We start from the raw sequence: 26759 nt of genomic DNA on the forward strand, positions 1-26759 counted from the left end.
CGCTTGTACGGTGGTGTGAGAGGACGGAGGCCGTGAGGCCTCCTCCTACTCGATTGTCTGTTGTAGGCGCATCTATTGCTCTACAACGATTATTCTTATTATACGTTCGTTACGTCGATGAACATTGACTCATCGATGTTAGAAGATGAAATTTCAGCTTCTTCGAATTCGTACGCTTTGCGGTCTTCACTACGGTCTAGTGGAAGGTTCACGAAGTCAAACAGCTCGCGGTCAGCCAGTTGGCTTGGACTTACGTTCTGGATTGACTTGAAGATCTTCTCAACACGACCTGGCGTTTTCTTATCCCAATCAATTAGCATCGCTTTAATGTTCTGACGCTGTAGATTCTCTTGAGAGCCACATAGGTTACAAGGAATGATTGGGAACTCTTTATGTTCTGCGTATTTGATTAGGTCCGTTTCACGACAGTAAGTCAGTGGACGAATAACAACGTTACGACCATCATCTGAACGAAGCTTTGGTGGCATAGCCTTTAAGCGCGCACCGTGGAACATGTTTAGGAACATGGTCTCAACGATGTCGTCTAGGTGGTGACCCAGAGCGATCTTAGTTGCACCAATCTTCTCTGCGAATGAGTACAAAGTACCACGACGAAGACGAGAACATAGGCCACACGTTGTTTTACCTTCTGGCACTTTCTCTTTAACCACTGAATACGTGTCTTTATCTACGATGTAGTAAGGAATGTTCAGCGTTTCAAAGTACTCAGGAAGAATGTGTTCAGGGAACCCAGGTTGTTTTTGATCTAGGTTTACTGCCACAACATCAAATTTGATCGGTGCTACTTCACGTAAACGTAGCAAAATATCTAGCATCGCAAATGAATCTTTACCGCCACTAATACATGCCATTACTACGTCATTCTCTTCGATCATGTTGTAGTCGATGATGGCATTTCCAACATTTCTTCTCAGACGTTTCTGAAGTTTGTTGAATTCAAGTGTTTCTTTTCTATTATCGTTTTGGTTCATTGCGACTCTCACACCGTCGTATTACCGACTGTAGATTGCTAGTGGGACTGTTTTAGGGCGTGGATTATACGGATTTTTATTTAATGTTGAAATAGTAACGGCAGGATAAACAAGCTGAGTAATAGAAAGATTCTGCTTTTATTGTTCGATAAGCTCCCTAGCTGGTAGAGAAACGCGGTTTCACATGCTCTCGGTTGGTATCGCAGATAAAGAAAAGCAGCCTGATCTAATTCGATGAGGCTGCTTTAAGATATGTCGTAAAAGCTTAGGGGAATGATTCCGCTAAGCTTTTACTTCACTAACAATGATTCCGTTAAAAACTATTGCGCGGGAATGTACGGCAATACGCGAACTGTTGGTTCTGGTAACGTGATGCTGTCACTTCCATGAAGTTCTTCTAAGGTGAATTTCGCTCGCCCTTCTTTGATTGGTAGTTGCTTACCATTTGAAAGCTCGATGTTGCCTTCCAGCTTATTAGCGAACTCTAGCGTTAACCCTTGGATATCTGGCGTGAACCAACCAGAGAACATGCCGCTGACGTCTTCAAGCATCGCCTGCATCTGTGGCAATAGATTTTCTATCTGTGTAACTTCAACAGTTTCAACTAAAGGCTCTTGAGTCATCACGACCAAAGAATACGCACATTCCTGTTCTTGAGTTTGTACAAAGATAAGAGGGTTTGCTGAGCGTAGGTTTTGATCTACCGGTAGAAGCAGTTCATTGGCTGGAGAGACTTTTAGCTCTTCGTAGTGCTCTTCTTTTTCCATCCAAGCTTTGCTGATGTGACAGGTTTGCTGAGCTTGTTGATCAACAAAGAAGACCGCAACTTTGACATCATCATGCCCTTCTTTGGTGTTGTTTTTCAGCTGAGTATAAAGCTTAGAATACGTGAACATGTATTCTTGCGCTGTAGCAGGAAGAGAAACCCCAAGGCTTAATGAGGCTAATAAAGCGAGTGCTGTCTTTTTCATTATTATAATCTTGTCGAAGTTGAGCGTTTATAAATAGAAAGAGCAGCCAATGAGCTGCTCTTTTTGTGATATTACTGGTATAAGCCGACTATCGAAGGCAACCAAGTTGGTATCAAAATGAGTTACTTTTTCCAGTATACCTCGTTGTGACGGATCATAGCTTGTAAATCAGTCACATAGTCGGAACCTCGCTCAGAATATTTTAACAAGCCATTGGTGAGCTCTGTCGCCGTTGCGGTTGTTAAAAGATCATCACCTTGCGCATCAAGTTTTGCACGAATCACTCTTAGATCGGCGTAAGCACGATTACGATTAAGGTTCATGAAATACCGATGTACGGATTCTTGGCTTGAAGAGAATGTTGCGACTTCATGCGAGCTACCTTCGTTACGTTGTAGCGGAACAAGGCCACAACCTTTGGTGTAACACCAGTGTCCAAAATAGTTATTTGCTTTAGTGGCGAAACGAGATGTACCCCAAGCTGATTCATTGGCCGCCTGAGTTAACACAAGCGCTTCAGGTAGCACGTTTACACGATTCAACATTTCTTTCAGCCAAGCGTCATCTAAGCCCGATGAAGGTACAGGCAGGCTATATAGCTTCCCTAGTCTCTTTGCGTATGACGCGTCTTCAGAGTCAACATTGTTTAAACCAGACTCAGAGAGCTTAGTTAAAAACGCGCGCTCTTTGGTGATACGTTTGTTTTCAATATTGATGCTTGGACGTAGGAACGAAAAAAATGTGTCCTTTTTCTCATTCACATCTTCGATGGCCGCAAAGTTCGGTGTGCTCGAAGAAACCGTCAAGTCACCAAACTGGTCAGTTGAGTTGGAGCTCTGCTCTGTCGTTCGTCGACGTTCTTCTTCTTGGTAAATATAAGGACCAATCATTGAAATAGAGCCAACAAGAGCCAGTGCCGTCACTTTAAGCGCAAGTGATTTGCTTGTGCTTGCCTGTGTGTCTTTATGCATCGAACACCTGTGGGTTTTTGTTATTGTCGTCGTTATTGCTATCGTTGTTATCGTCTTCGCTCTTTGGACGATCTGAAGCAATCAGTTTCAACTTGATGCCAAACATTTCACGGTAAAGGATTCCTTTCACGTGGAAGAAGAACGGAAGAACGAAGATTAAGCCAATGCCGTACATCATTGCCGCGACGATGAACATCAGCATTACTAATAGGTAGATAGAAGCAACGGTGAAGATTTTTTTGTTGACAGCACGCAGAGAAAGCAGAAGCGATTGCATTGGTGGTACTTTCTTATCGCAAATCAACAGGATTGAGTGGCTGAATGCAAGTGAGAAGTAAATCGACAGAAACGGCAGAATCATACCTGCAATACCTTGAAGCATCAGGCTGAACAGAGTCACAAGAATTACTGGAATCGTAAACTGTAAGCCTTTACCAATGTGGCGTACTTTGGTCTGTAGGCCAGCGGCGTGGCTCATTGCCATTAAACAGATACCGGCATAGATAGGCGCGCTGATCACTTCATAGCTAAAGTTCGCAATAAAAATCGATTCAACGATTTGTGGCGTGAACGACTCTGGGTCGATAACCGCATCCAAGATAACCGCAGGATCACCAAGCTGTAGTTTTAGTGCGATATAAAAGATAGCGAGCTGCACAAACATCAAAGCAATAATCGCTGGGGAAAACGAAAGAAAGTGACTTATCGTATGTTTCCAAGCTTCTTGGAATACAGCCGTTGCTTTGAGCTCATAATCGCCAGAAAGTGCACGGTTGATACTACCGCCCAAATTAAAATCTTTTTCGATGTCGTTGTTCATATTGATACCTAGGTGTGCCGATTAAGCGAAGCCACCTAACTTATTGATAAAAAATTACCTTCATTATACTCATATGTCGGATACAAACTAAAATATGAATCTGTAACAAGGCTTGCTTTTGCGTCTTGATGGTTAATAATTAGACACTTGTTAGGGTGTAAACCCAGTAAATAACAGTATGGTAAAGGATGTTTACTTTTACCTGCGAAATTTTTTATCTTCGAAAGGTAAAAAATGCTTTGAATTCACGTTTTTGGTGATTATGATGCGCGCCTTAAAGGTGTATAGCAACAGGTCTCAAATAGAACCAAGGTGGAGAAAAACAGACGTTGAACGCTAAAAAATCAGTAGGAAAGCCAGTAGTACAGCTAACTGGCATCAGTAAAAGTTTCGATGGTAAGGAAGTCATCGGCAATCTGGATTTAAACGTAAATCATGGTGAGTTTCTCACGATTTTAGGCCCATCAGGTTGTGGTAAAACAACCGTGCTAAGAATGATTGCGGGTTTTGAAACGGCAGATAGTGGTCAAATACTATTAGCTGAACAAAACGTAACCCAAGTTCCTGCTGAACAAAGGCATGTAAACACTGTATTCCAAAGCTATGCCCTATTCCCGCATATGACCGTTTTCGACAATGTGGCATTTGGCTTACGCATGCAGAAAGTTCCAAACAGCGAGATTGAACCTCGTGTAATGGATGCTTTGAAAATGGTGCGCCTAGAACAAATGGCACAACGAAAGCCACACCAGCTATCTGGTGGCCAACAGCAACGTATCGCAATCGCTCGTGCTGTCGTTAATAAGCCTAAAGTTCTTTTGTTGGATGAATCTCTATCTGCTCTGGATTACAAACTACGTAAACAGATGCAAATCGAGCTGAAACAATTACAACGCCAACTTGGTATCACGTTCATTTTTGTAACGCATGACCAAGAAGAGGCGCTGTCTATGTCTGACCGTATTATTGTTATGCGTGATGGCGTGATTGAACAAGACGGAACACCAAGAGAGATCTACGAAGAGCCTAAGAACCTATTTGTAGCGCGTTTCATTGGTGAAATTAACGTATTCGAAGCGACAGCGAAATCTCGTCAAGATGAAAAACGCATTGTTGCGACAATCGAAGGTGAAGAGTCCATTATCTATCACGATAAAGACGTAACACCGGGTCAAAAACTGCAAGTATTGCTTCGCCCTGAAGATCTTCGAATCGAAGAAATTAAAGAGTCAGAGCAACGCGGTATTGTTGGCCACATTGTCGAGCGAACCTATAAAGGCATGACATTAGATTCAGTCGTAGAACTTGAATCTGGTATGCGTGTCATGGTTAGCGAATTCTTCAACGAAGATGACCCTGATGTTGATCACTCACTGGGCCAAAAAGTTGCAGTAACTTGGGTTGAGAGCTGGGAAGTGGTATTAGAAGATGAGCAAGAAGTTTAATTTACAAAACGCAATTGTTGCTTTAATCACAGGTTGGTTAGTGTTGTTCGTGATGATTCCAAACATCATGATCATTGGTACTAGCTTCTTAACTCGTGATGAAGCGAACTTGATCGAGATGACCTTCACTCTCGATAACTACGTGCGTTTGGCTGACCCGCTGTATTTTAAAGTGTTGATGCACTCTTTCTATATGGCAATTGTCGCAACCCTACTTTGTTTGATTATTGGTTACCCATTCGCTTACATCGTGGCAAAAATGCCGGCGAAGTGGCGTCCAATCATGTTGTTCCTAGTGATAGTACCATTCTGGACGAACTCTTTGATTCGTACATACGGATTAAAAATTGTACTGGGTACGCAAGGTGTCTTGAACAAAAGCTTGTTAGCGTTAGATATCATTGATAAACCGCTACGTATCATGTACTCAGAAACCGCAGTAATGATCGGTTTAGTGTACATCCTACTTCCGTTTATGATTCTGCCGCTGTATTCAGCGATTGAAAAACTGGACGATACGTATTTAGAAGCGGCTAAAGATTTAGGTGCGAACAAACTGCAAACGCTATTGAAAGTGGTACTACCACTAACAATGCCGGGCATTATTGGCGGCTGTTTGTTAGTGCTACTGCCAGCGTTAGGTATGTTCTACATCTCTGACCTATTAGGCGGAGCTAAGAACCTATTGATTGGTAACGTGATTAAGAGCCAAGTGCTCAACGCTCGAGACTGGCCGTTTGGCGCAGCGACGAGTATCGCACTGACCATGGCAATGGCTGTGATGCTGTATGCCTACTACCGAGCAGGTAAGCTATTGAACAAGAAAGTGGAGCTAGACTAATGGGGCGCACAGTTAAGTTCAGCTTTATGGCGCTGGTATACGCCTTTCTATACCTACCTATTATCGTATTGATCGCTAACTCGTTTAATGCCAATAAGTTTGGTATGAAATGGGGTGGCTTCACCACTAAATGGTATGACGCGCTTATTAACAACGACAGCCTAATGCAGGCTGCGTGGCACTCGATCAACGTAGCGGTGTTCTCAGCAACAGCCGCAACGATTGTCGGGAGCCTTACAGCAGTAGCCCTATTCCGTTACCAATTTAAAGGTAAAGGCATCGTAAATGGCATGCTGTTCATCGTAATGATGTCTCCAGATATCGTAATGGCGATTTCGCTTCTTGCGCTATTCTTGGTAATGGGTGTTCAACTTGGGTTCTTTACCCTACTTGCTGCTCACATTACCTTCTGTCTACCGTTTGTTGTAGTAACGGTATACAGTCGCTTGAATGGCTTTGATGTGAAGATGCTAGAAGCAGCAAAAGACTTAGGTGCAAGTGAATGGACGATTCTAAAACAGATCATTCTGCCTCTTGCTAAGCCAGCGGTTGCTGCGGGTTGGTTATTGAGCTTCACTCTGTCTTTGGACGATGTCATCATTAGCTCTTTCGTAACCGGCCCAACGTATGAAATCTTACCACTGAAGATTTACTCAATGGTTAAAGTGGGTATCTCTCCTGAGGTAAACGCCCTAGCAACAGTGATGTTAGTGGTGTCGTTAATACTGGTGATCATTTCTCAGTCATTAGCGAGAGAAAAAATCAAGTAAGTCTCCTACTCTATATAGAGACTGGCTTGATTAAGAAGTTAAGAGACTTCAAGTTCAAAAAAAGTGTTAATCATAAACAGAATGGTAAATTGCCATTCTGTTTTTCTATCTACTGCCTTCGGGCAACGTTTAGTTTGGAGCTAACGTCAATGAAAAAATGGGCTACTCTATTAGCTGGTAGTGCATGTGCGCTTTCAATGTTATCTGCACCATCATTTGCAAAAGATAACAAAGAATTGGTATTCATGAATTGGGGACCTTACATCAACAGTGAGATTCTAGAACAGTTCACTGATGAAACTGGTATCAAGGTGATCTACTCGACTTACGAGTCGAACGAAACCCTGTACGCAAAGCTAAAAACACACAACAAAGGCTATGACCTAGTTGTGCCGTCGACTTACTTCGTATCTAAGATGCGTGACGAAGGTATGCTACAAAAGATCGACAAAACTAAGCTGAACAACTTCAAGAATCTAGATACTAACTATCTAGATAAGCCGTACGACCCAAGCAACGACTACTCTATTCCACACGTAGTTGCGATCACAGGTCTTGCTGTTAACACTGACATGTACGATCCAGAAGATTTCCAAAGCTGGGCTGATCTATGGAAGCCAGAGCTTGAAGGTCAACTGATGATGATGGACGACACTCGTGAAGTGTTCCACATCGCACTGCGTAAGTTAGGTTACTCTGGTAACACAACCAACGAAAAAGAGATCGACGAAGCGTACGCTGAGCTACAAAAGCTTATGCCAAACGTTCTAGTATTTAACTCAGACAACCCAGGCGCGCCTTACATGTCTGGTGAAGTGGGTCTTGGTATGCTGTGGAACGGTTCTGCTGCTGCAGCGCAAAACGAAGGTCTACCAATCAAACTGGTTTTCCCTAAAGAAGGCGGTATCGGTTGGGTTGATAACTTTGCGATTAGCTCTGGTGCGGTAAACGTAGAAGCAGCTCATAAGATGATTGATTTCCTACTTCGCCCTGAAATTGCTGAGCAAATTTCTCGTGACACAGGCTACCTAACGGCCGTTAAAGCGTCTAACGAGAAGTTCAAAGATAGCCCTGCGCTATTCCCATCGCAAGAAGACCTTGATCGTGTTGAATGGCAAGCTGCGGTTGGCGATAAGACAGTGAAGTACGAAGATTACTTCATGAAACTTAAAGCAGGTCAGTAATTTAGCTTATTATCTAACTGTGGCTAAGTAACCAGTTTACTTAACAGGTCAACGTAGATAATCAATAAGTTAAAAATAAGAATATCAATGAATAGGCAGCTTAGGCTGCCTATTTTATTATATCGCTGCTATAATATAGCGCGATTTTTCGAAATCCTTTACCTTGGGTTCACTACCCAGCTCCAAATCAAACAAATGAACGGAACAGTAATGAAAAAAACACTGTATACCGGCGCATTGTGTGCTGCTACTTTACTTTCTACACCCTCTTTCGCAGCTGACCAAGAACTGTATTTTTACAACTGGTCTGAATATATTCCAAATGAAGTACTAGAAGACTTCACAGAAGAGACGGGCATTAAAGTCTACTACTCAACTTATGAGTCTAACGAAAGCATGTACGCTAAGTTAAAAACTCAAGGTACGGGTTACGACTTAGTGGTTCCTTCTACTTACTTCGTTTCTAAGATGCGTAAAGAAGGCATGCTTCAAGAGCTTGATAAAACCAAGCTAAGCCACTTTGCAGATTTGGATCCAAATTACTTAGATAAGCCATTTGACCCAAATAACAACTACTCAATCCCATACATCTGGGGTGCGACGGGTATTGGTATCAACTCAGACATGCTAGACAAGTCTTCAGTTAAAAACTGGGGCGATCTGTGGGATACGCAGTGGGAAGGTCAACTGATGATGATGGATGACTCTCGTGAGGTTTTCCATATCGCTCTATCTAAACTGGGCTACTCTCCAAACACGACTAACCCTGAAGAAATCAAAGAAGCCTACGAAGAACTTCGTAAGCTAATGCCAAACGTATTGGTATTTAACTCAGATTTCCCAGCGAACCCTTACCTAGCAGGTGAAGTGTCTCTTGGTATGCTTTGGAATGGTTCTGCTTACATGGCACGCCAAGAAGGCGCAACGATTGACATTATCTGGCCAGAAAAAGGCGCTATCTTCTGGATGGACAGCCTAGCAATTCCAGCAGGCGCTAAGAACACTGAAGCGGCTCATAAGATGATCGACTTCCTTCTTCGCCCAGAGAACGCTGCGAAAATTGCTCTAGAGATCGGTTACCCGACACCAGTTAAAACCGCTTACCCTCTTCTTCCTAAAGAATTTGCTGAAGACAAGAACGTTTTCCCACCACAATCAGTGATGGATAACGGTGTGTGGCAAGATGAAGTTGGTGAAGCGAGCGTTATTTATGACGAGTACTTCCAAAAACTTAAAGTAAACAACTAAGTTATTGTTAGTTAAGAAGTTAAGTAAATAAAGCGGCGTAAGCCGCTTTATTTTTTCAGATTCAGAAACTGATGTGTGTTATTAAAGACAAGGCTTAGGCCGTTAAAGAACCTTTCTCTGTACATAATAACTCGCCAACCAGTTTAGGCACCTCGATACTCGCCTTGCCGTAGCGCTTCTCTTCAAATTCACTTTCAACCGCACTTGGTTCGAGGTTTATCTCGATAGTATGTGCACCATGCATTTTCGCATCGTGAACAAAGCCTGCCGCTGGATAAACAACACCTGAAGTTCCGATAGAGATAAACAGATCCGCTTCTTCCAGTGCGGAATAAATGTCGCCCATTCTTAGTGGCATTTCGCCAAACCAAACAATATGTGGACGCATTTGTGCAGGGATTTGGCAGCAATGACAAAGTTCACCCGTTTCAATATCGCCTTTGTGCTCTACAACTTGATTGGATTCACTGCAACGCGCTTTTAAAAGTTCACCATGCATGTGAATAATGTTGTTGCTACCGCCTCTCTCGTGCAAATTGTCGATGTTTTGAGTAATGATGGTAACTTTGCCATCAAGCTTGTCTTCGAGCTCTCCTAGCGCCTTGTGGGCTGAATTGGGCTGAATGCTCTCACTTTGCAGGCCGTGACGACGCTTGTTATAGAAGGCTTGTACCAAGTCAGGATCTTTTGCGAACCCTTCAGGCGTCGCTACATCTTCGATTTTGTGGTTTTCCCATAGCCCGTCTTGTGCTCGGAATGTTTGTATCCCCGACTCTGCAGAGATGCCAGCGCCAGTAAGAATTACGATATTTCGATATGGGAAATGCATATAACGTCCTTTTAGATATGTCACTTTGTAACAGCTTAGCACTGTTCAAATTCCAACAATAGTTTTGGGGATTAGACCATAGTCTTAGGCAACTGAATTCATTGGCTATTTGTGACATAACTCGCTTGATAGTTGTGGTTGTTGTTACTCAAATTCTCTGTTTTGCTATCCATAGAAACAAAAAAGCGACCGAAGCCGCTTAGTTCTGTTCAACAGTTGTCTACTTGATGTGCTTTACCCCACCAAGTGAACAACGTTAGTCTTCGTTGATAGAAGAGATCTTATGGATAGAAAGATCCGCACCGTTGAATTCATCTTCTTCACTTAAGCGTAGGCCTGTTAGTTTGCTCAACACACCATAAACAATCATTGCGCCAATCAAAGCCACAGCAATGCCCGCTAGTGTACCGACAACTTGAGAAGCAAAGCTCACGCCCCCTAGCCCCCAGAATGTTTGCGAGCCGAAGATACCCGCTGCAATGCCACCCCAAGCGCCACATATGCCGTGTAGAGGCCATACACCTAATACATCATCAATCTGTGTTTTGTTTTGCATATAAGTAAATAGGTAAACAAACAGCGCACCTGCCACACCGCCCGTCACCAAAGCGCCAAGTGGGTGCATCAAATCTGAGCCCGCACAGATAGCGACGAGACCAGCCAAAGGACCATTGTGGATGAAGCCCGGGTCATTTTTACCTGCAATTAGAGCCGCAAGAATACCGCCAACCATGGCCATGAGAGAGTTCATTGCCACGAGACCGCTGATGCCATTGATCGCTTGAGCTGACATCACGTTAAAGCCAAACCAACCCACACATAAGATCCAAGAGCCTAGTGCTAAGAATGGGATATTCGATGGTGCGAAGTTGGTGTGTTTGCCTGCACGGATTCGACCTTTACGCATCCCTAAGAAGTAAACTGCGACCAAAGCAATCCAACCACCTACGCCGTGAACCACTACCGAGCCTGCGAAGTCATGGAACACGTAACCAAACTGACCTTCTAGCCAATCTTGGAATCCAAAGTTGCCGTTCCAAATGATGCCTTCAAAAAATGGATAGATGAAACCAACCGTAAACAGTGTCGCAATCAAAATTGGATAGAAACGAGCACGCTCTGCGATACCACCAGAAACAATCGCAGGAATTGCCGCTGCGAATGTCATTAGGAAGAAGAACTTAACCAGTTCATATCCGTTGCCTTGCGAAAGTGTTTCTGCGTCTGCAAAAAAGTGTGCACCGTAAGCAACCCAGTAACCGATAAAGAAGTAAGCAATGGCGGAGACACCAAAGTCGGAAAGGATCTTAACTAGCGCGTTGACTTGGTTCTTCTTTCGCACGGTACCGACTTCGAGAAACGCAAAGCCAGCATGCATCAGGAAGACCATGATTGCGCCGAGTAATAGGAATAAAGTATCTGAACTTTGGGTAAGGGTTTGTACTGCACTATGAACTTGAGTCACCGTTTCACTCATTAAAGCATTCTCCTTCGCTTTATCTGATTTGCACTGATATCGTGCGATTCAATGTTGTAATTAATTAAAGACTCAACAGTGAACGCAAGATGTGTTCCAAGTGTGAAGGGTAATTTTCGTGCAACAGTTTTTGCTTTTAACTTACTGATTAATTGATAATAAATTTATCGGTGCACTTTCTTGGTTCTTAATGAGCGTGAAAATGGAAACAAGAATTGCACCAATTAAGGGAGTTGCACCATATTGAAGCGGTCAATACTATGCTTCATTAAGTTTCGTTGCTGATTAGAAACAAAAAGCCCAATGACCGAAATCATTGGGCTTTCAAAAGGACTATTGTGCTAGATAATTCGCTATCTAGTGAGCCGATACTCGACTACAAGTTTGGACCTGTTGTCGGGTTTTGCGGTAGGTTTTGACTTAAACGCTGCATACCTTGATACATACGAATAAACCAAACCACAATCGCAACACCACCGAACAACATGCCTACATACGGTATGTAGTAAGCGATGTCATCGATAATATGATTTTGATACCAGTAATCGTTCACACCGATCAACACGCCATTAGAGGTCGCTACCGTTACGATAAGAACGACAAAGAACGTCAAGTTCAAGAAGAACGAGCGAATCAAGCCGTAGTAATGGGTATCCACTACTTCACCATCTTCGCCTTTATCTAAACGATAGCCCGCGTAGATGATGGCAACCACACCAGAGAGAAGACAAGTAAATGGCGTAAAGCAGCTTAGTATGTAAGCGACCCAAATACCTTTATGAGGTTTGTTCATTCTTATTCACCCCTTCCGTTTTCTCTGTTGCTGCGTTAGCGCTTTGTTCAACGCCGTTTTTCTCTTGTTCCATCACTTCTTTGTACCAAAGATCATGGTGCTCTTTAGCCCAAGTCTCATCAACTTCGCCTGTTACCATGCCTTCTAGTGCCCCTTCCATACCGAACAAGCCGATGTAGATGTGGAACACAAAGCCACAGATAAGGATCAAAGCAGCCAACATGTGGACTAGGTTTGAAAGCTCCATATCACGACGCGTTTGACCGAAGATTGGGAAGTCTAAAACCAAGCCACTGATCGCAGCCACACTACCCATTACAATCAATAGCCAGAACAGCGCTTTTTCACCCGCGTTCGAAAACTCTGCAGATGGATGAGAACCTTTATGTTTCCCAACCATACCGCCCAGTTTCATGAACCACTGTACATCGACCATCTTGAAAATAGACTTGCGCCACCACTTGATGAGAACAGCCATCAACAGCACATAGAAAATCGGGCCGATGTAGTTGTGGTATTGCTTCGCCAATAGAACGATGAAGCCCCAAAGGTCTGTTGGAATGTACGGCTTCAAGAAGTGCTTACCGTAAACCAACATCAAACCACTGAACGCCAGTGTTAAGAAGGTAAACGCCATACTCCAGTGCAAGGCACGGTCTAGTCGAGACCAACGTTTGATCTTACGGCCTGTTCTTGGCGCGCTTAGCATTAGCGGGCCAATCACAACGTACATCAAAGTCACGAAAGCAATACTGCCAAAGATAGCGACGGCACCGGCTGGTGACATCCACTTCTCTTTCAATATGTACCACGTTTGACCTGGAGTACTGATCAACACACCATGCTCAGCTGATTGAGATGTGGTGTAACCTTCCTCACCGTTTCTCACTTGTCGCCAAAAATCGGCGCCAGCAAGTTGTGTGATTTCTCGTTGAGCAGAGCTCGATTGAGTTTGTGATGAGTTCGTCTCAGATGCATGACTCATAGGAGAAAGCATTGTTAGTGCTGCCAACATTGGCAGCACTACAAGGAAGAGACGCTTAAACATTGTAAGCATATGTCTCTCCTACTTAGCTCTTAGTCGCATCGTAAGAAAGGTCGTTGCCGTCTGTCCAACCTGCACCTTTCGCACCACGTTCAACAACACGCTGACGGAAAACATCAGAAACTTTCTCTGCGTCACCCGCTAGCAGTGCCTTAGTTGAACAAAGCGAAGCACACATTGGCAGTTTGCCTTCAGCAATACGGTTCGCACCGTATTTTTGACGTTCTTCCACAGAACCTGGCTCTGTTTCTGGGCCGCCAGCACAGAAGGTACACTTGTCCATCTTACCGCGCTCACCAAACGCTTCCTGTTTAGGGAATTGAGGTGCGCCAAACGGACAAGCAAACAAGCAGTAACCACAACCAATACATAGGTCTTTATTGTGAAGTACGATGCCGTCTTCTGTATGTTCAAAACAGTCTGCAGGACAAACTGCCATACATGGCGCATCAGTACAGTGCATACACGCTACTGAGATAGAGTTTTCACCTGGTTCGCCATCGTTCAGTGTCACAACGCGACGACGTTGAATACCCCATTCCAGAGCATCATCATTTTCATTCTTACATGCAGTGACACAACCGTTACATTCGATACAACGCTTGGTGTCACAAAGAAATTTCATTCTAGCCATTTTAAGACTCCTTACGCTTTACGAATATTACAAAGGGTTACTTTCGTTTCCTGCATCAACGTGACAGGGTCGTAACCGTATGTGGTTGCTGTGTTAGCAGCTTCACCAATAACGTAAGGATCAGTGCCTTCTGGGTATTTAGAACGCAAATCTTCGCCTTGGAACTTACCACCGAAGTGGAATGGGATGAATGCCAGACCCGGTTTCACACGACGTGTAACCATCGCTTTAACCTTAATACGGCCCTTCTCTGCACCCTCAACCCAAACATCGTCACCGTCTTTAAAGCCGATGTCGTTTGCATCTTTCGGATTCACTTCAACAAACATCTCTTGCTGTAGTTCTGCTAGCCAAGGGTTAGAACGGGTTTCTTCACCACCACCTTCGTACTCAACCAAACGACCAGAGGTCAGGATAATCGGGTATTCGCCAGATTTGTCTTGCTCTTGAATCGACTTGTAAAGCGTAGGAACACGGAAGATAGCTTCTTTGTCGTCCCACGTTGGGTAATCAGCAACTAGGTCGCGACGTGGCGTGTAAAGTGGCTCACGGTGCAGTGGTACACGGTCTGGGAATGTCCAAACAATCGCACGTGCTTTCGCATTACCAAATGGGATACAGCCGTGTTTAATTGCCACACGTTGGATACCACCTGAAACGTCAGTCTTCCAGTTTTTGCCTTCAGCAGCCGCTTTCTCTTCTGCAGTTAGATCATCCCACCAACCCAGTTGTTTCAGTAGTTTGTCACTGAACTCTGGGTAGCCGTCTTTGATCTCACAGCCTTTCGAGTAGCTGTCTTCTGCCAGTAGGCTTTGACCTTCAAACTCAACACCAAAACGAGTACGGAAGTTACCACCACCTTCAGCAACCGTCTTAGACGTATCGTAAAGGATGTGTGTACCCGGATGTTTCATCTCTGGTGTGCCCCAACATGGCCAAGGTAGACCGTAAGTCTCGCCATTTGCTGGACCGCCTTCTGCTTCTAGAGACGTTTTGTGGAATGTGTGCCAATTCTGTTGGTGTTCTTTCAAACGCTCAGGGCTTTGGCCTGTGTAGCCGATTGTCCACATACCTTTGTTGAATTCACGTGTAATATCTTCAATCAGTGGTTGGTTGTTCTCAACACGGATGTTTTTGAACAGCTGATCAGAGAAACCAAGCTTCTTAGAAAGCAGGTACATGATTTCGTGGTCAGGTTTAGATTCGAATAGAGGATCAACAACCTTGTCACGCCACTGTAGAGAACGGTTTGACGCCGTTACACTGCCGTAGGTTTCAAACTGAGTCGTTGCTGGTAGCAGGTAAACGCCGTCGGTACGATCATTCATTACCGCTGCAACCGTTGGGTATGGGTCAACAATAACCATCATATCCAGCTTCTGCATCGCTTTTTTCATCTCTGGACCACGAGTCTGAGAGTTCACCGCGTGACCCCAGTAGAACATGGCACGGATGTTTTCGCGTTGGCGAATCTTGTCTTTGTCTTCAAGTACGCCATCAACCCAACGAGATACAGGAATACCTGCACTGTTCATTGGTTTTTGACCGCCGTATGCGTTGTCGTCGAAACGGCCTTTCACCCAGTCAAAGTCGATATCCCAAACTTTTGACCAGTGACGCCAAGAACCTTCAGACAAGCCGTAGTAGCCTGGAAGTGTGTCTGACAGTACGCCAAGGTCAGTTGCGCCCTGTACGTTATCGTGACCACGGAAGATGTTTGCACCGCCGCCTGATTTACCGATGTTACCTAGCGCAAGCTCAAGTACACAGTAAGCGCGTGTGTTGTTGTTACCAGTCGTGTGCTGAGTACCACCCATACACCAAACGATACAACCCGGACGGTTTTCAGAAAGTAGTTTCGCGGTGTGGTATACGTCTTTTTCACTAACACCAGTTACGCGTTCAACTTCTGCTGGGTTCCACTTCGCGACTTCTTCACGGATCTCGTCCATGCCGAATACACGTTGTTTAATGAACTCTTTGTCTTCCCATTGGTTTGCAAAGACGTGCCATAACACACCCCAGATAAACGCAACGTCAGAACCTGGACGAAGAGAAACGTAGTGATCTGATTTCGCAGCAGTACGCGTACGACGAGGATCCGCAACAACGATCTTACAGTTGTTCTTCTCTTTCGCGATCAAGATGTGTTGCATCGCTACTGGGTGAGCTTCCGCTGGGTTTGAACCAATGAACAGCATCGATTTACAGTTGTGCATGTCATTGAACGAGTTTGTCATTGCACCGTAACCCCAAGTGTTCGCAACACCGGCTACTGTGGTTGAGTGACAAATACGTGCTTGGTGGTCAACGTTGTTGGTGCCCCAAAGCGAAGCCATCTTACGGAATGCATAAGCTTGCTCGTTACTGTGTTTCGCACTACCTAGGAAGTAAACTGAATCAGGGCCAGACTCTTTACGAAGTTCTAGCGCTTTGTTACCGATCTCTTCAATCGCTTGTTCCCAAGAAAGCTTCTTCCACTTACCGCCTTCCAATTTCATTGGGTACTTAAGACGACGTTCACCGTGGCCGTGCTCACGAAGTGCTGCACCTTTCGCACAGTGTCCACCAGCGTTGAATGGGTGATCGAATGCAGGCTCTTGACCTGTCCATACGCCATTTTGAACTTCAGCGTAGATACCACAACCCACAGAACAGTGAGAACAGATAGTACGTTTCACTTCTGTTTTCGCTTCTGGATCGACTGATTTAGCCTGTGCTTTCTTCATCATACCTGGTGCAAATAGACTTGCGCCTACCACTGCGCCACCAGCAGCTAATGAAGTGTTTTTCATGAAGGCACGTCGAGACACACCTAGCTGATTGGTTTCTTTGCTCACACTATCGGAGCGTTTGACAAGTTTCATCCGTTATCTCCTAAAGTGTGTCGTAGTAATCGCGAATGTGTTGCGTCTCACGATACCCTGTCTTCTTCACGTCTTCTTTCGAAATTTCAACAGTTTCTGAAGCGGTTGCCACTTTAGTTGTACCAGCGACAACGGCACCAGCAACGGCTGCAGTCGTCAAGCCTTTGAGTAGATCCCTACGGCTTGTATTTATATCTTTATTATCTTTCATCATTGCTTCCTTACCTTACGGTAGATCTTTTTTTGGAGGCTTAATGCCCCTCTATCGATATAATCGCGTACTGCTCGATTACTCGTAATCAGTGACGTTTTTCACATCAATCTTTAATTTGTGCTTACTGCTTTTTGTATTCACGCTAAAACGCACTTGTTCTAACGTTAAGAATGCTTCACACAGTTGAGCGGCCGATTTGTAGAAGTTCGCGCTTTCTGCCCCTTCAAGCTGACGCGTGAAAGAGTTAAACCAAGGGCCAAGGTGCTTATTGAATACCGCCTGTTGCAGTGCTTCTTCTTCAGCCGTTAGCATCGCCATCACTTCACACAGTGCTGCGATATGATCTTCCGGCTCTTTCACTTGATCGTCACGCTCAATGCCTAAAAGCTCTAAGTCATGACGAATCTCTGCCAATGGTTTTTCCATCATGGCGCCAGTGCGATGCCAAGAACCAAATGGAACGACTTCTCCACGCCCAATACCGATGAACAAATCTTGATATTCGTCTTCAAGAGCTTCACGGTTTGATTCTGTTGCCGCTTGTTGAATGGCAATCCAAGCCTTTTGCATTGCGCTTTCAGACGCTTCAATATCGAGTGTTTTTAGAAAGTCGATCACCTCTTCAGAAGGTGCGCTGCGAAACAGTGCGGATAGAACCAAATAGATCTCAGTTCTTAGTGTCTGTTCTTGTGCCTGATCCAAATTCGTTTCCAAGGCTAACTCCTAGTATTTCAATTGTTTCAATGGGTCTTGAGCCATTGAATCGAACATATCCACCACACGGCAGTCTTCACACATAGCAATACGATTAATCGCTGCTTCATCTGAAAAGTGAGAGTGACCGCGTAACTTGTTCTGTAACATGTCAATCATAGACTGAGGTGCGAATGGCTTATGACAACGAATACATTCCGCTGCTTTCTCTTCATGAATTACAACAGCCTTCTGACGCTCTTCTTTAACCCAATTCATGCGAGGCGTTAGAGTCAGAACATTTTCAGGACATGCTTTTTCACACAAGCCACATTGAATACAGTCTTGTTCTACAAACTTAAGTGATGGAGACGCGCCGTCGGTATGAAGCGCACGTGTCGGACACACAGCCACACAACTCATACACAAAGTACAATCTTTGCTTTCACACGAAACGTTGCCGTAAGGTGCGTTTGACGGAAGCTCAACAATATTTTCAACAGGAATACGAGCTGAAGACATCGCATCAAGTGCTGTAAATAGACGTTGGCGCTTGTTGCCTTGAAGATCGCCAAGTGCAAGGTCGAATGAATCCACACAAAGTGTTGGAGGACCTTCACGTAGAGATTCTAAGTACAGAATATCGATGGTTTCTTTTGGAATACCGATTTGGTCTAGCAGTTCTTGTGCGATCCCTACTTCGTTATTCAGAACTCGAATGATCGTTTCTGGCATAAAGCGAGATGCGGCAAACAGAACCTGAGTTGCGCCATTAACTAAAGCTGCAAACCAAGTATCGATACCAATAGATGGCAGTTCTTCTACGACAATTGGAATCACGTTATCTGGTAGCGCTTTAAGAGCCATCACGTTGTAAGTCTCATGACGTGAGCTACAGATAAGTACGATTGGATCCAGACCACCCGCTTGCTCGTAGTTAGCTAGCGTACGTTCAATGAATTTTTGAGTATCGTCAGGGTTAGGTAATGCGTAAGAGATAGCTTCTGTCGGACAGCTCGTTGCACACGTACCCACGCCTTGACATAGGTAAGGGTTAATCTCGATCTTATGACCCGTCTTATCTGAGCCTTCACTTGAAAGTGCACCAGCAGGACAAGCATCAACACAACGCTCACAACCTTTAACACCACGAGAACTGTGTGCACATAGGTCTGTGTCCAAACGGAAGAACTTAGGCTTATCAAACGTGCCCATTAACGTAGGAATTTCTTCTAACGCTTCAGCCAGTTTTGGATAACCACGACCTACTGGGTAATAACCAGGAACAGGCACTTCTTCAGTCATGCAGCTATTCAGACATAAGTCCAAAACCACATCAAAACAGTCATGATTGATTGCTACTTTTGCAAGGTTGTTGGTTCGGCCTTTGTTTTCGATTAGAACTTCGAACGTACCAAGGAACCCTGAAACCTGAACAGCATTTGCGTAGTAAAGCTCTGACTCAGTATTCGTTGCCTTCACACCATCTGTCGAAAGCAGTGTTAGGCTTGTTAACTGAGGTAATTGAGCCGCAGCACTTTCAATGATCGCAGTTGGACCAATAACAAGTGTATTACCGCCGCTTTCGTAGCTAACAGTAGGTGGAATCAGATTTGTTAACTCAACTGTATTTTCAAATGCATACAGTCTTGCTTTAGCGTTATTTGAATTTGCTTGTTCTAATAATTGTTTAAGCATTGCTCAGTTCCATCTTTGGACATGGATAATCTGTTCAACCTTTATTGTAGTAAGCGAGAGAGAACTTGCTGAGTAATCCGTTAACAACTAACCCTTTAGCCAGTGTGTCGTTCGTCAGACCGTGAACTCGTCTATCTACAAAAAAGTTGATAATGAACGTTATTTAGCAAATGCCATGCCAATTTAATATGCCTTATATTTCAGTGATTTAATCCTATATAACGTTTATTGTGCGTATAAAAAAACCGCTTGGGACATTTTGTCGCAAGCGGTTCATTGAGTGTTTAGTCAAAATGTACCTATTCTTTGTGTGGTATATTTTGTCCCACCTCTTTCAGGTCTGCTTCGTCTGACATTGTAGCGTTATTATCCGATACTGTGTTTTTATACAGTTCTTTTTCTTGTTCGGTTATTTCGGCACTTTCTGACGTTTCAAGTTTATTATCAGATACCTCAAGATCGCTTTCAGAATTTTCTAAAACTTCACCTTCGTCTTTATTATCAATGATTTGCTCTTCTTCTGGCGCAGTTTCTTCTTCCGTTTTGTCTTTAACCCAATCACGCAAGGTTTCCGCAACCCCTTCAGAAAGAGACTTCAAATTACTGTAATCGTCGTCGTAATCATCTAAACCATCACGAACGTTGAATTCTTCTGAGAGGAATAATTTACGCAATGCCGCTTTTTTTACGCTTTCTGAAGCTTCTGACACCAATAATTGAGCAACAGACAAGTCTTCAGTCGTTTCTGATGCTATCTCCTGAGAGTCAATAGTTTGAGAATCGACAGCGTGTTCTGGAGACTCTTTTTCCAAAGTTCCACGTTCTAGTGACTCCGATGTTTCTGCGTCTATAGATGAAGCAGCAGACGAAGCCTCAGTGGAAGTAAGCTCAGTTTCCTCAAGCGTTTGTTGCGCTTCTAAAGGTTGGTCGGTTGATTCATCAAGCTTTCGTTGAGACCAACGGCTAAAAAAGTTAGTTGCCATTTGATCGACCCGCGCCTTTACGTTTCTTACGTCTTGCTTCTAATAACTCGCCATGACGACCGATGAATGCTTCCATCCAAGCTTGTACAGGCAATGGCATGTCGTAAGACAATACTTGGTTATCTCCGTCCATGTATTGGCCTGCGACTGTTTGTGATGCTGTCAGTAATTGAATAATAGGTTTACCGGAGTCAACATTATCCATAACTAAGAATAGCTTAGGTTGCTGAGAGCTTAGATTGAAGCGGTAGTCGGTACGTTCGTCTTTGTGCAACTGAAGCAAACATACGTCTGGGGTTTCATGTTCAGGTGATAATTCAAAACCGATGAGTTCCCATTGAGTTGTTACCCAAATACCAGTTTTGATCTCTTTCTCTATTCTTTGGACACCGATTGGCCAAGCTGCTTCTGTTTTTTCATATTGTTCTTTGAATTCTTTTATCTCAGACATACTTCACCCAATTGATTTTCTTTGGTCTGAATGCACTTAGGACATTTTGTACTGTGTGCATTCATATACACCCCATAAAGCAATAAACACGCCAATACGGATTAACTGCGAGAGCGTATCTATAGCGTTCGTTATCAAGTTGTCACTATAACGTTAGTCGATACTGGTTATTTCAGACAACTCCACCCGGTGAACTCTCATATTTTGCGCTATTTTAATCTAATGCTTCATGTTTCCATCAATCCCCGTTATTTTGGAATGAGAATTGCTAAATGCTTGAGTTAAAGCTAAGACTGACTAAGTGACAGAGAACGCATGTATTCTAAAGAGTCGTATGATGACTCTTGCCTAACTTCTTATCCCTTATAATCGCTATCTCATTAAGTAGGACGTGACTGTGGTAAAACCAAACATAATAAAAACCAGTGAAAACCCACTTCAGACCATCGAAGTTGAAGTGTTTGATGAATATGGCGAAAAGCTAACGAAACAAATTGCGTGCGAGCGCCCTCTTACCGTTATGTTGAACTGGAAAGAGATCGTAACTCTAATGACATTAGGTTCACGCCCGGAAGCATTAGTCTTGGGTTATTTGAAAAACCAAAGCTTCCTTTCTGATCCAGAAGCCGTTGAATCAATCATCATCGACTGGGAAACCAGCTCAGCAGCGGTTATCACCAAAGAAGATACGAGCCAACTTGAGCAAGCGCTTAAGAAGAAGACAGTTACCTCTGGCTGTGGCCAAGGTACCATGTATGGCAACGTGATGAAGCAATTGGAAGATTACCAAGTGCCTCAAACCAAGATTAAGCAATCTGAAATCTATACGGCTCTAGAAGCGCTGACTCATTATAACGACACCTACAAGAAAGCGGGTGCGGTTCATGGCTGTGCTGTTTGCAAAGACGACAAGGTTCTATCGTTTGTTGAAGATGTTGGCCGACACAATGCCGTTGATACATTGGCTGGTGAGATGTGGCTTAACAAAGAGACAGGTGAAGATAAGATCTTCTACACCACAGGCCGTTTAACGTCTGAGATGGTGATTAAGGTTGCGCAGATGGGAATCCCTGTTCTACTGTCACGCTCTGGCGTTACACAAATGGGCTTAGATTTAGCGCAGAAGTTCGGCATCACTACGATTGCTCGCGCTAAAGGTTTACGCTTCCAAGTGTTCACGGGTGCAGACAAGATTGACTTTGATGTGAAAGGTGAATAATCAGCAGTCGGAAAAAAGCGTAGGTTTGATTGGTGATTCACTAACCGCTTCTAATTGTAAAGTTCTGATGTAAATAGTTAGTGACCCATCAAGGATAAATACATAGAAACTTAGCTAGATACAAAAACGCCGTCATGCTTTTTAGTATGACGGCGTTTTTAATTTTCAATTTATAGCTTAATTTCCAACGCATAGAGTTGAAAACTAAGGCTAACTTAAAGCTTAGCCGCGTGCTTTCAAGAACTCAGCGTAAGTACCGCGGAAATCGTTGATCTTGCCATCTTTGATTTCAAGGATACGAGTTGCAAGCGAGTCTACGAATACACGGTCGTGAGATACGAAGAACAATGTGCCTTTGTAGTTCTCAAGAGCCAAGTTAAGCGCTTCGATAGATTCCATATCCATGTGGTTTGTTGGCTCATCCATTAGCAGGATGTTTGGTTTATGCATCATGATTTTACCAAGAAGCATACGACCTTGCTCACCACCAGAGATAACCTTTACAGATTTCTTAATGTCGTCTTGACCAAATAGCATACGACCTAGGAAGCCACGAACAACTTGCTCGTCTTCGCCTTCTTGGCGCCATTGGCTCATCCAATCAAACAAGTTCATGTCTGTCTCGAAATCGTGTGCGTGATCTTGAGCGTAGTAACCGATGTTTGAGTTTTCAGACCACTTGTACTCACCTGTGCGAGGCTCAAGAGCGCCAGCTAGTGTGTTAAGTAGTGTTGTTTTACCCACACCGTTCTCACCGATGATAGCAACACGCTCACCTACTTCGAAAATACCGTCGAACTTGTTGTATAGGTCTTCTTCAAAACCTTGAGATAGGTTTTCAACCACAAGTGCGTTACGGAATAGCTCTTTAGACTGTTCGAAACGGATGAATGGGTTTTGACGGCTAGACGCTTTAACTTCGTCTAGTTGGATCTTATCGATCTGCTTAGCACGTGACGTTGCTTGCTTCGCTTTAGATGCGTTAGCAGAGAAACGAGATACGAACGTTTGAAGTTCAGCAATTTGTGCTTTCTTCTTAGCGTTGTCAGACAGTAGACGCTCACGAGCTTGAGTCGCAGCCGTCATGTACTCATCGTAGTTACCTGGGAATAGACGAAGTTCGCCGTAATCAAGGTCAGCCATGTGTGTACAAACAGAGTTTAGGAAGTGACGGTCGTGCGAAATGATGATCATTGTGCAGTTACGTTGGTTTAGCGTATCTTCCAACCACTTGATGGTGTCCATGTCCAGGTTGTTCGTTGGTTCGTCAAGAAGCATGATATGCGGGTCTGCAAACAGTACTTGAGACAATAGAACACGAAGTTTCCAACCCGGTGCTACTTCGCTCATCAGACCGAAGTGCATTGATTCTTCAATACCTACCGCTAGAAGAAGCTCACCAGCTTTAGCTTCTGCCATGTAGCCGTCCATTTCAGCGAACTGAACTTCAAGGTCAGCCACTTTCATGCCGTCTTCTTCGCTCATTTCTGGCAAAGAGTAAATGCGGTCACGCTCTTGCTTAATAGCCCAAAGCTCTTTGTGACCCATGATAACCGTGTCGATTACCGTGAATTCTTCGTAAGCAAACTGGTCTTGGTTTAGCTTAGCAACGCGCTCGTTTGGATCGTAGCTTACGTTACCAGCACTTGGCTCAAGTTCACCAGATAGGATCTTCATGAACGTCGATTTACCACAGCCATTCGCGCCGATTAAACCGTAGCGGTTGCCTTCGCCGAACTTAACTGAAATATTTTCGAAAAGTGGCTTAGCGCCGAATTGTTGGGTGATATTTGCTGTGGAGATCAATGCCATTACCTTTTTAATGTGAAAAACGCCGCAACGTTACTTGTTCAGGGCTTTAACTGCAAGTATTGATTGCAATTACTGGCCATTAAGTGAGTGATAACCTAGCCAAATCATAGTTTGAACTGACTCACATTTTTGGTTTTCTATTTATCGCCGTAAAACCGTCGATTTTAAGGAAAAACAAAATATCGAACAGCGCACCATAATGGGCGGTATATAACGTCCCAAATCATGCCAACCATTGAATATATCGTATGCTGATTGGTCACAGTAAAAGCCAACCCGATCAACGCAACAGAAGACATAATAAAGATGCTCAAATACTAGCCTAATCCCTGACAATTTCATGACAAAATCGCTCGAAACAGGAATAAAGTACTCGCCCCCGACACGGGGTTGGATTTCACAAAGTCAGATTATCTAACTATAGTAATCCTAACCTCATAATTCTAAGAGACTTTTATGCGTTCACTATCGCGCTTCTTAATCCTCACTTTGGCCATTCTCTCTTGGCCTAGTCATGCCAACTTGGAATATGACTTACAATCTCAGCCGCAGGTATCCGATTCTGCTGTTGATCTCGATGATCGAATTGATTCGTTACCCGACCCCCTCTTTATGGAACCGTCGGACAGACGCCAAGTCAATATATTGCTCGCTGAAGTGCTACAAGTTCAAAAGCAGGAAATCAAAACCTTCGAGCAACAGATAAAAGCCTACAGAGCGAACAACGACGCTGATCAATGGTTTGCCGTTCAAACCAGTTACGTCACTTTGAATAGCTTGAATGTGAGCAAGCAACACCTGTTAGAGCAGACGAATTCCGCTAATAAAGAGCGCCTAACGGGTTTTGGCCCCTACGGCGTAACTCAATTTAAGCAAGAGTGGGAATTAACCAAGCTCAACATTGAGTATCTTGTTTATTTCCAAATTCGTAGCTTTAAAGCGCTTGTTAAAGACATCTTTATTTCGCCAGTGCCAGTGATTGGTGCCTCACTAAAAGTGTTATTCATCTACTTCGGTTTAGTGTGGTGGCTTGCCAACAGCACCCGCTTGATTGAACTGTTTCGAATTAACTTTCTTGAAGCGAAAACGAACCCTCCTTTTCTGGTTCGCGTGATTTGGTATATCAGCCGCGCTGATCGTGCGATTGCTTGGCTAATTGCCATCACATTGTCATTGAGAGTGCTTTCTAGTATCCCTAGTCTTCAACATTTGATTTTCCTGGAGATCTTCACTTGGTGGATTCTAGGTGGTTCGATTGCCATCAGCTTTATTTTGGAATTTGCCTACCGTTTAGGTCGTACATCAAATCAAGAAGTGATAGCACTACGCCTATCGACTATTCGTCGTTACGTGTGGAGCTTCATCGTTGCGGGTGTGATTCTCCAGATATCAAGTATTACGCTAGGCAAAGGTACGATTTACAGCTGGATTTACAGCGCTCTGTTTTTCTGGTTTGTGCTGGTCACGATCTCAGTTCTCAGACTATGGAGAGCGAAGGTCTTCGATACGTTGCAACACATCTCTGATCGCCCGGTTTGGGTGAATTGGGCAGTAAACCGCAAGGATACCTTCTTACTTAATATATTGGCGACGGCCATTGGCATCGTGTGGTTGAGTGTTTACAACTTTCAACATCGAATTATGGCCCTGCTATCCAATTACACTTTGTTTAGCCAGGCCTTAGCTTATCTATTTAGAATTGAAGTTGCTAAACAGTCTGACCTTGATAAGAATCAGCAAAACTTGGTTCGAATCAAAGGCGATCAAACCTATGAATACATTCTTCCGGGTAATATCGACAGCACGCTGATTGATTACGCCGGTGATGAGGTTAAGCAACTGTCTCGCTACTTGATGTCAGACAGCCCTGCTATCTGTATTGTTTCAGGTGAACGTGGTGTGGGCGCAACAACGCTGCTTTATACCCTGCTGCACAAAGTCTCTAACGCTGAACCTGTCTACGTAAGTTGCCCTTACGCTGGTTATCAAGAGCTGTTAGCGCATCTAGCGGTGAGCATCGGCTTGGAAGAGAAAGCGACTGAGATTCAGATCTTGGCTCACCTTCGTAAAAGCAAGACCACGTACTTGATTGCGATCGATAATGCACAACGTCTAGTTAAGCCAATGGTTGGCGGCTTGTCTGATCTGATACGTTTAACCAATCTACTGCGTCGTTCTAAAAAGAACCACCGTGTCGTGATATCGATCGCCAAATCAAGCTGGCGGTTTGTCGATCGAGCGCGTGGCGAACGTTTGCTGTTTGACTTGGTGTGTTTCCTTCCGCGTTGGACAGAGAAACAAGTCGGTGAGCTTCTAAATAGCCGTATTAATACGGAGCTTGAGAAGCCGTTATCGTTTGATGGTTTGGTGGTGCCTAAACAGTGGGACCAAGATGACATGAGCGAGGAAGATCGCGCACGCCAAGGCTTCTACCGAATCTTGTGGCATTACTCTGATGGTAACCCTACCGTTGCGTTGCGCTTCTTCCGACTCTCATTGAATCGAAACAAAGATACCGATCAAGCCGTGGTGCGCTTGTTCCATGTTCCAGAAGCACAAGAACTAGAAAACATGCCAAAACCTATGCTGGCTGTGCTTCGTTCTATCGTGCAGTTGGAAATCGCGTCTCCGGAAGTCTTGTCTGATTGTACGCAGCTAAGCACGGCTGAGATAACCGGCATTCTGCGTTACTTTGAAAGCCGTGGTTATATTGGTTGGCATGAAGAAAAGGCTCGAATTTCCGAGCACTGGTTCCGCCACATTACTAACGTTCTCGACCGTCAACATCTACTGGTGAAGTAA

General features: G+C 44.1%; 23 protein-coding genes. 7 read left to right on the forward strand and 16 right to left on the reverse strand.

What is annotated here, in order from left to right; genetic code table 11:
• Nucleotides 1-98: 98 nt before the first annotated feature.
• The 4 genes from ttcA to AB6E52_RS10355 all read right to left on the reverse strand — a co-directional run bounded on the left by ttcA (nucleotide 99) and on the right by AB6E52_RS10355 (nucleotide 3754).
• On the reverse strand, nucleotides 99-992 hold the full coding sequence (gene ttcA, locus AB6E52_RS10340; RefSeq protein ID WP_102320198.1) for a tRNA 2-thiocytidine(32) synthetase TtcA: 894 nt from the start codon (nucleotides 990-992) through the stop codon (nucleotides 99-101).
• A 320-nt stretch (nucleotides 993-1312) separates the two neighbouring features.
• On the reverse strand, nucleotides 1313-1963 hold the full coding sequence (locus AB6E52_RS10345) for a DUF2987 domain-containing protein (protein WP_102320199.1): 651 nt from the start codon (nucleotides 1961-1963) through the stop codon (nucleotides 1313-1315).
• Between the two features lie 122 nt (nucleotides 1964-2085).
• Entirely contained in the window at nucleotides 2086-2934 is an 849-nt protein-coding gene (locus AB6E52_RS10350; RefSeq protein WP_102320200.1) for a glucosaminidase domain-containing protein, read from the reverse strand.
• Nucleotides 2927-3754: a hypothetical protein gene (locus AB6E52_RS10355; protein ID WP_102320201.1), complete on the reverse strand. Its 828-nt coding sequence runs from the start codon at nucleotides 3752-3754 to the stop codon at nucleotides 2927-2929. Before AB6E52_RS10355 ends, AB6E52_RS10350 begins: the two co-directional genes overlap by 8 nt.
• A gap of 329 nt (nucleotides 3755-4083) precedes the next feature.
• Between AB6E52_RS10355 and potA the strand changes: the two genes are divergently transcribed.
• The 5 genes from potA to AB6E52_RS10380 all read left to right on the forward strand — a co-directional run bounded on the left by potA (nucleotide 4084) and on the right by AB6E52_RS10380 (nucleotide 9242).
• The gene (gene potA, locus AB6E52_RS10360; RefSeq protein WP_017059631.1) at nucleotides 4084-5199 is read left to right on the forward strand and encodes a spermidine/putrescine ABC transporter ATP-binding protein PotA; all 1116 of its coding nucleotides are present in this window, start codon (nucleotides 4084-4086) and stop codon (nucleotides 5197-5199) included.
• Complete coding sequence (gene potB, locus AB6E52_RS10365) at nucleotides 5183-6040, forward strand: spermidine/putrescine ABC transporter permease PotB (protein WP_017059630.1); 858 nt, start codon at nucleotides 5183-5185, stop codon at nucleotides 6038-6040. The genes potA and potB overlap by 17 nt, the downstream gene beginning before the upstream one ends.
• Complete coding sequence (potC, locus tag AB6E52_RS10370) at nucleotides 6040-6810, forward strand: spermidine/putrescine ABC transporter permease PotC (RefSeq protein WP_017059629.1); 771 nt, start codon at nucleotides 6040-6042, stop codon at nucleotides 6808-6810. Before potB ends, potC begins: the two co-directional genes overlap by 1 nt.
• A gap of 149 nt (nucleotides 6811-6959) precedes the next feature.
• A complete protein-coding gene (locus tag AB6E52_RS10375; protein WP_017059628.1) occupies nucleotides 6960-7994 on the forward strand; it encodes an extracellular solute-binding protein in 1035 nt (344 codons plus the stop codon).
• 210 nt (nucleotides 7995-8204) lie between these two features.
• Nucleotides 8205-9242, forward strand: coding sequence for an extracellular solute-binding protein (locus AB6E52_RS10380; RefSeq protein ID WP_017059627.1), 1038 nt, complete (start codon nucleotides 8205-8207; stop codon nucleotides 9240-9242).
• Nucleotides 9243-9336: 94 nt separating this feature from the next.
• Here AB6E52_RS10380 and cobB read toward each other — a convergent pair whose 3' ends face one another.
• The 11 genes from cobB to AB6E52_RS10435 form a co-directional block, all read right to left on the reverse strand.
• Nucleotides 9337-10071, reverse strand: coding sequence for a Sir2 family NAD+-dependent deacetylase (cobB, locus tag AB6E52_RS10385; protein WP_017063867.1), 735 nt, complete (start codon nucleotides 10069-10071; stop codon nucleotides 9337-9339).
• Between the two features lie 256 nt (nucleotides 10072-10327).
• Nucleotides 10328-11548 carry an ammonium transporter gene (locus AB6E52_RS10390; protein WP_102320202.1) on the reverse strand — a complete coding sequence of 407 codons (1221 nt, stop codon included), beginning with the start codon at nucleotides 11546-11548 and terminating at the stop codon, nucleotides 10328-10330.
• A 376-nt stretch (nucleotides 11549-11924) separates the two neighbouring features.
• The gene (locus AB6E52_RS10395; protein WP_017059624.1) at nucleotides 11925-12341 is read right to left on the reverse strand and encodes a hypothetical protein; all 417 of its coding nucleotides are present in this window, start codon (nucleotides 12339-12341) and stop codon (nucleotides 11925-11927) included.
• Nucleotides 12325-13398 (reverse strand): formate dehydrogenase subunit gamma, encoded by a 1074-nt coding sequence (locus AB6E52_RS10400; RefSeq protein ID WP_017068194.1) that lies wholly within the window; start codon nucleotides 13396-13398, stop codon nucleotides 12325-12327. The genes AB6E52_RS10395 and AB6E52_RS10400 overlap by 17 nt, the downstream gene beginning before the upstream one ends.
• A 13-nt stretch (nucleotides 13399-13411) precedes the next feature.
• Entirely contained in the window at nucleotides 13412-14020 is a 609-nt protein-coding gene (gene fdh3B / locus AB6E52_RS10405; protein WP_004742271.1) for a formate dehydrogenase FDH3 subunit beta, read from the reverse strand.
• A gap of 11 nt (nucleotides 14021-14031) precedes the next feature.
• On the reverse strand, nucleotides 14032-16887 hold the full coding sequence (locus tag AB6E52_RS10410; RefSeq protein ID WP_017063869.1) for a formate dehydrogenase subunit alpha: 2856 nt from the start codon (nucleotides 16885-16887) through the stop codon (nucleotides 14032-14034).
• Nucleotides 16888-16897: 10 nt separating this feature from the next.
• A complete protein-coding gene (locus tag AB6E52_RS10415) occupies nucleotides 16898-17098 on the reverse strand; it encodes a twin-arginine translocation signal domain-containing protein (protein ID WP_008217926.1) in 201 nt (66 codons plus the stop codon).
• Between the two features lie 78 nt (nucleotides 17099-17176).
• On the reverse strand, nucleotides 17177-17815 hold the full coding sequence (locus tag AB6E52_RS10420) for a molecular chaperone (protein WP_017059621.1): 639 nt from the start codon (nucleotides 17813-17815) through the stop codon (nucleotides 17177-17179).
• Between the two features lie 9 nt (nucleotides 17816-17824).
• Nucleotides 17825-19492, reverse strand: a complete 1668-nt coding sequence (locus AB6E52_RS10425) for a 4Fe-4S dicluster domain-containing protein (RefSeq protein WP_102320203.1) — start codon at nucleotides 19490-19492, stop codon at nucleotides 17825-17827.
• 299 nt (nucleotides 19493-19791) lie between these two features.
• The gene (locus tag AB6E52_RS10430; protein ID WP_102320204.1) at nucleotides 19792-20475 is read right to left on the reverse strand and encodes a DUF3306 domain-containing protein; all 684 of its coding nucleotides are present in this window, start codon (nucleotides 20473-20475) and stop codon (nucleotides 19792-19794) included.
• Nucleotides 20465-20926, reverse strand: a complete 462-nt coding sequence (locus tag AB6E52_RS10435) for a DUF3305 domain-containing protein (RefSeq protein WP_017059618.1) — start codon at nucleotides 20924-20926, stop codon at nucleotides 20465-20467. Before AB6E52_RS10435 ends, AB6E52_RS10430 begins: the two co-directional genes overlap by 11 nt.
• 397 nt (nucleotides 20927-21323) lie before the next feature.
• Between AB6E52_RS10435 and AB6E52_RS10440 the strand changes: the two genes are divergently transcribed.
• Complete coding sequence (locus AB6E52_RS10440) at nucleotides 21324-22145, forward strand: formate dehydrogenase accessory sulfurtransferase FdhD (protein ID WP_017068189.1); 822 nt, start codon at nucleotides 21324-21326, stop codon at nucleotides 22143-22145.
• 222 nt (nucleotides 22146-22367) lie between these two features.
• Here the strand turns inward: AB6E52_RS10440 and AB6E52_RS10445 are convergent, their stop codons facing one another.
• Nucleotides 22368-23951 carry an ABC-F family ATPase gene (locus tag AB6E52_RS10445; RefSeq protein ID WP_009846736.1) on the reverse strand — a complete coding sequence of 528 codons (1584 nt, stop codon included), beginning with the start codon at nucleotides 23949-23951 and terminating at the stop codon, nucleotides 22368-22370.
• A gap of 462 nt (nucleotides 23952-24413) precedes the next feature.
• On the opposite strand from AB6E52_RS10445, the gene AB6E52_RS10450 reads away from it, so the two are divergent.
• The gene (locus tag AB6E52_RS10450) at nucleotides 24414-26759 is read left to right on the forward strand and encodes an ATP-binding protein (RefSeq protein ID WP_102320205.1); all 2346 of its coding nucleotides are present in this window, start codon (nucleotides 24414-24416) and stop codon (nucleotides 26757-26759) included.

The sequence above is a fragment of the Vibrio sp. 10N.247.311.13 genome (assembly GCF_041467595.1).
GTDB classification, from domain to species: Bacteria; Pseudomonadota; Gammaproteobacteria; order Enterobacterales; family Vibrionaceae; genus Vibrio; species Vibrio crassostreae_C.

Bases quoted from the DNA above. Each gene is read 5' to 3' on its own strand.
- AB6E52_RS10415 (WP_008217926.1), bottom strand. From the start codon at position 17,098: ATGAAAGATAATAAAGATATAAATACAAGCCGTAGGGATCTACTCAAA.
- AB6E52_RS10400 (WP_017068194.1), bottom strand. From the start codon at position 13,398: ATGCTTACAATGTTTAAGCGTCTCTTCCTTGTAGTGCTGCCAATGTTG.
- AB6E52_RS10430 (WP_102320204.1), bottom strand. From the start codon at position 20,475: ATGGCAACTAACTTTTTTAGCCGTTGGTCTCAACGAAAGCTTGATGAA.
- potC (WP_017059629.1), top strand. From the start codon at position 6,040: ATGGGGCGCACAGTTAAGTTCAGCTTTATGGCGCTGGTATACGCCTTT.
- AB6E52_RS10410 (WP_017063869.1), bottom strand. From the start codon at position 16,887: ATGAAACTTGTCAAACGCTCCGATAGTGTGAGCAAAGAAACCAATCAG.
- AB6E52_RS10395 (WP_017059624.1), bottom strand. From the start codon at position 12,341: ATGAACAAACCTCATAAAGGTATTTGGGTCGCTTACATACTAAGCTGC.
- AB6E52_RS10380 (WP_017059627.1), top strand. From the start codon at position 8,205: ATGAAAAAAACACTGTATACCGGCGCATTGTGTGCTGCTACTTTACTT.
- cobB (WP_017063867.1), bottom strand. From the start codon at position 10,071: ATGCATTTCCCATATCGAAATATCGTAATTCTTACTGGCGCTGGCATC.
- potB (WP_017059630.1), top strand. From the start codon at position 5,183: ATGAGCAAGAAGTTTAATTTACAAAACGCAATTGTTGCTTTAATCACA.
- ttcA (WP_102320198.1), bottom strand. From the start codon at position 992: ATGAACCAAAACGATAATAGAAAAGAAACACTTGAATTCAACAAACTT.
- AB6E52_RS10350 (WP_102320200.1), bottom strand. From the start codon at position 2,934: ATGCATAAAGACACACAGGCAAGCACAAGCAAATCACTTGCGCTTAAA.
- AB6E52_RS10435 (WP_017059618.1), bottom strand. From the start codon at position 20,926: ATGTCTGAGATAAAAGAATTCAAAGAACAATATGAAAAAACAGAAGCA.
- AB6E52_RS10355 (WP_102320201.1), bottom strand. From the start codon at position 3,754: ATGAACAACGACATCGAAAAAGATTTTAATTTGGGCGGTAGTATCAAC.
- AB6E52_RS10345 (WP_102320199.1), bottom strand. From the start codon at position 1,963: ATGAAAAAGACAGCACTCGCTTTATTAGCCTCATTAAGCCTTGGGGTT.
- fdh3B (WP_004742271.1), bottom strand. From the start codon at position 14,020: ATGGCTAGAATGAAATTTCTTTGTGACACCAAGCGTTGTATCGAATGT.
- AB6E52_RS10425 (WP_102320203.1), bottom strand. From the start codon at position 19,492: ATGCTTAAACAATTATTAGAACAAGCAAATTCAAATAACGCTAAAGCA.
- AB6E52_RS10375 (WP_017059628.1), top strand. From the start codon at position 6,960: ATGAAAAAATGGGCTACTCTATTAGCTGGTAGTGCATGTGCGCTTTCA.
- AB6E52_RS10390 (WP_102320202.1), bottom strand. From the start codon at position 11,548: ATGAGTGAAACGGTGACTCAAGTTCATAGTGCAGTACAAACCCTTACC.
- AB6E52_RS10450 (WP_102320205.1), top strand. From the start codon at position 24,414: ATGCGTTCACTATCGCGCTTCTTAATCCTCACTTTGGCCATTCTCTCT.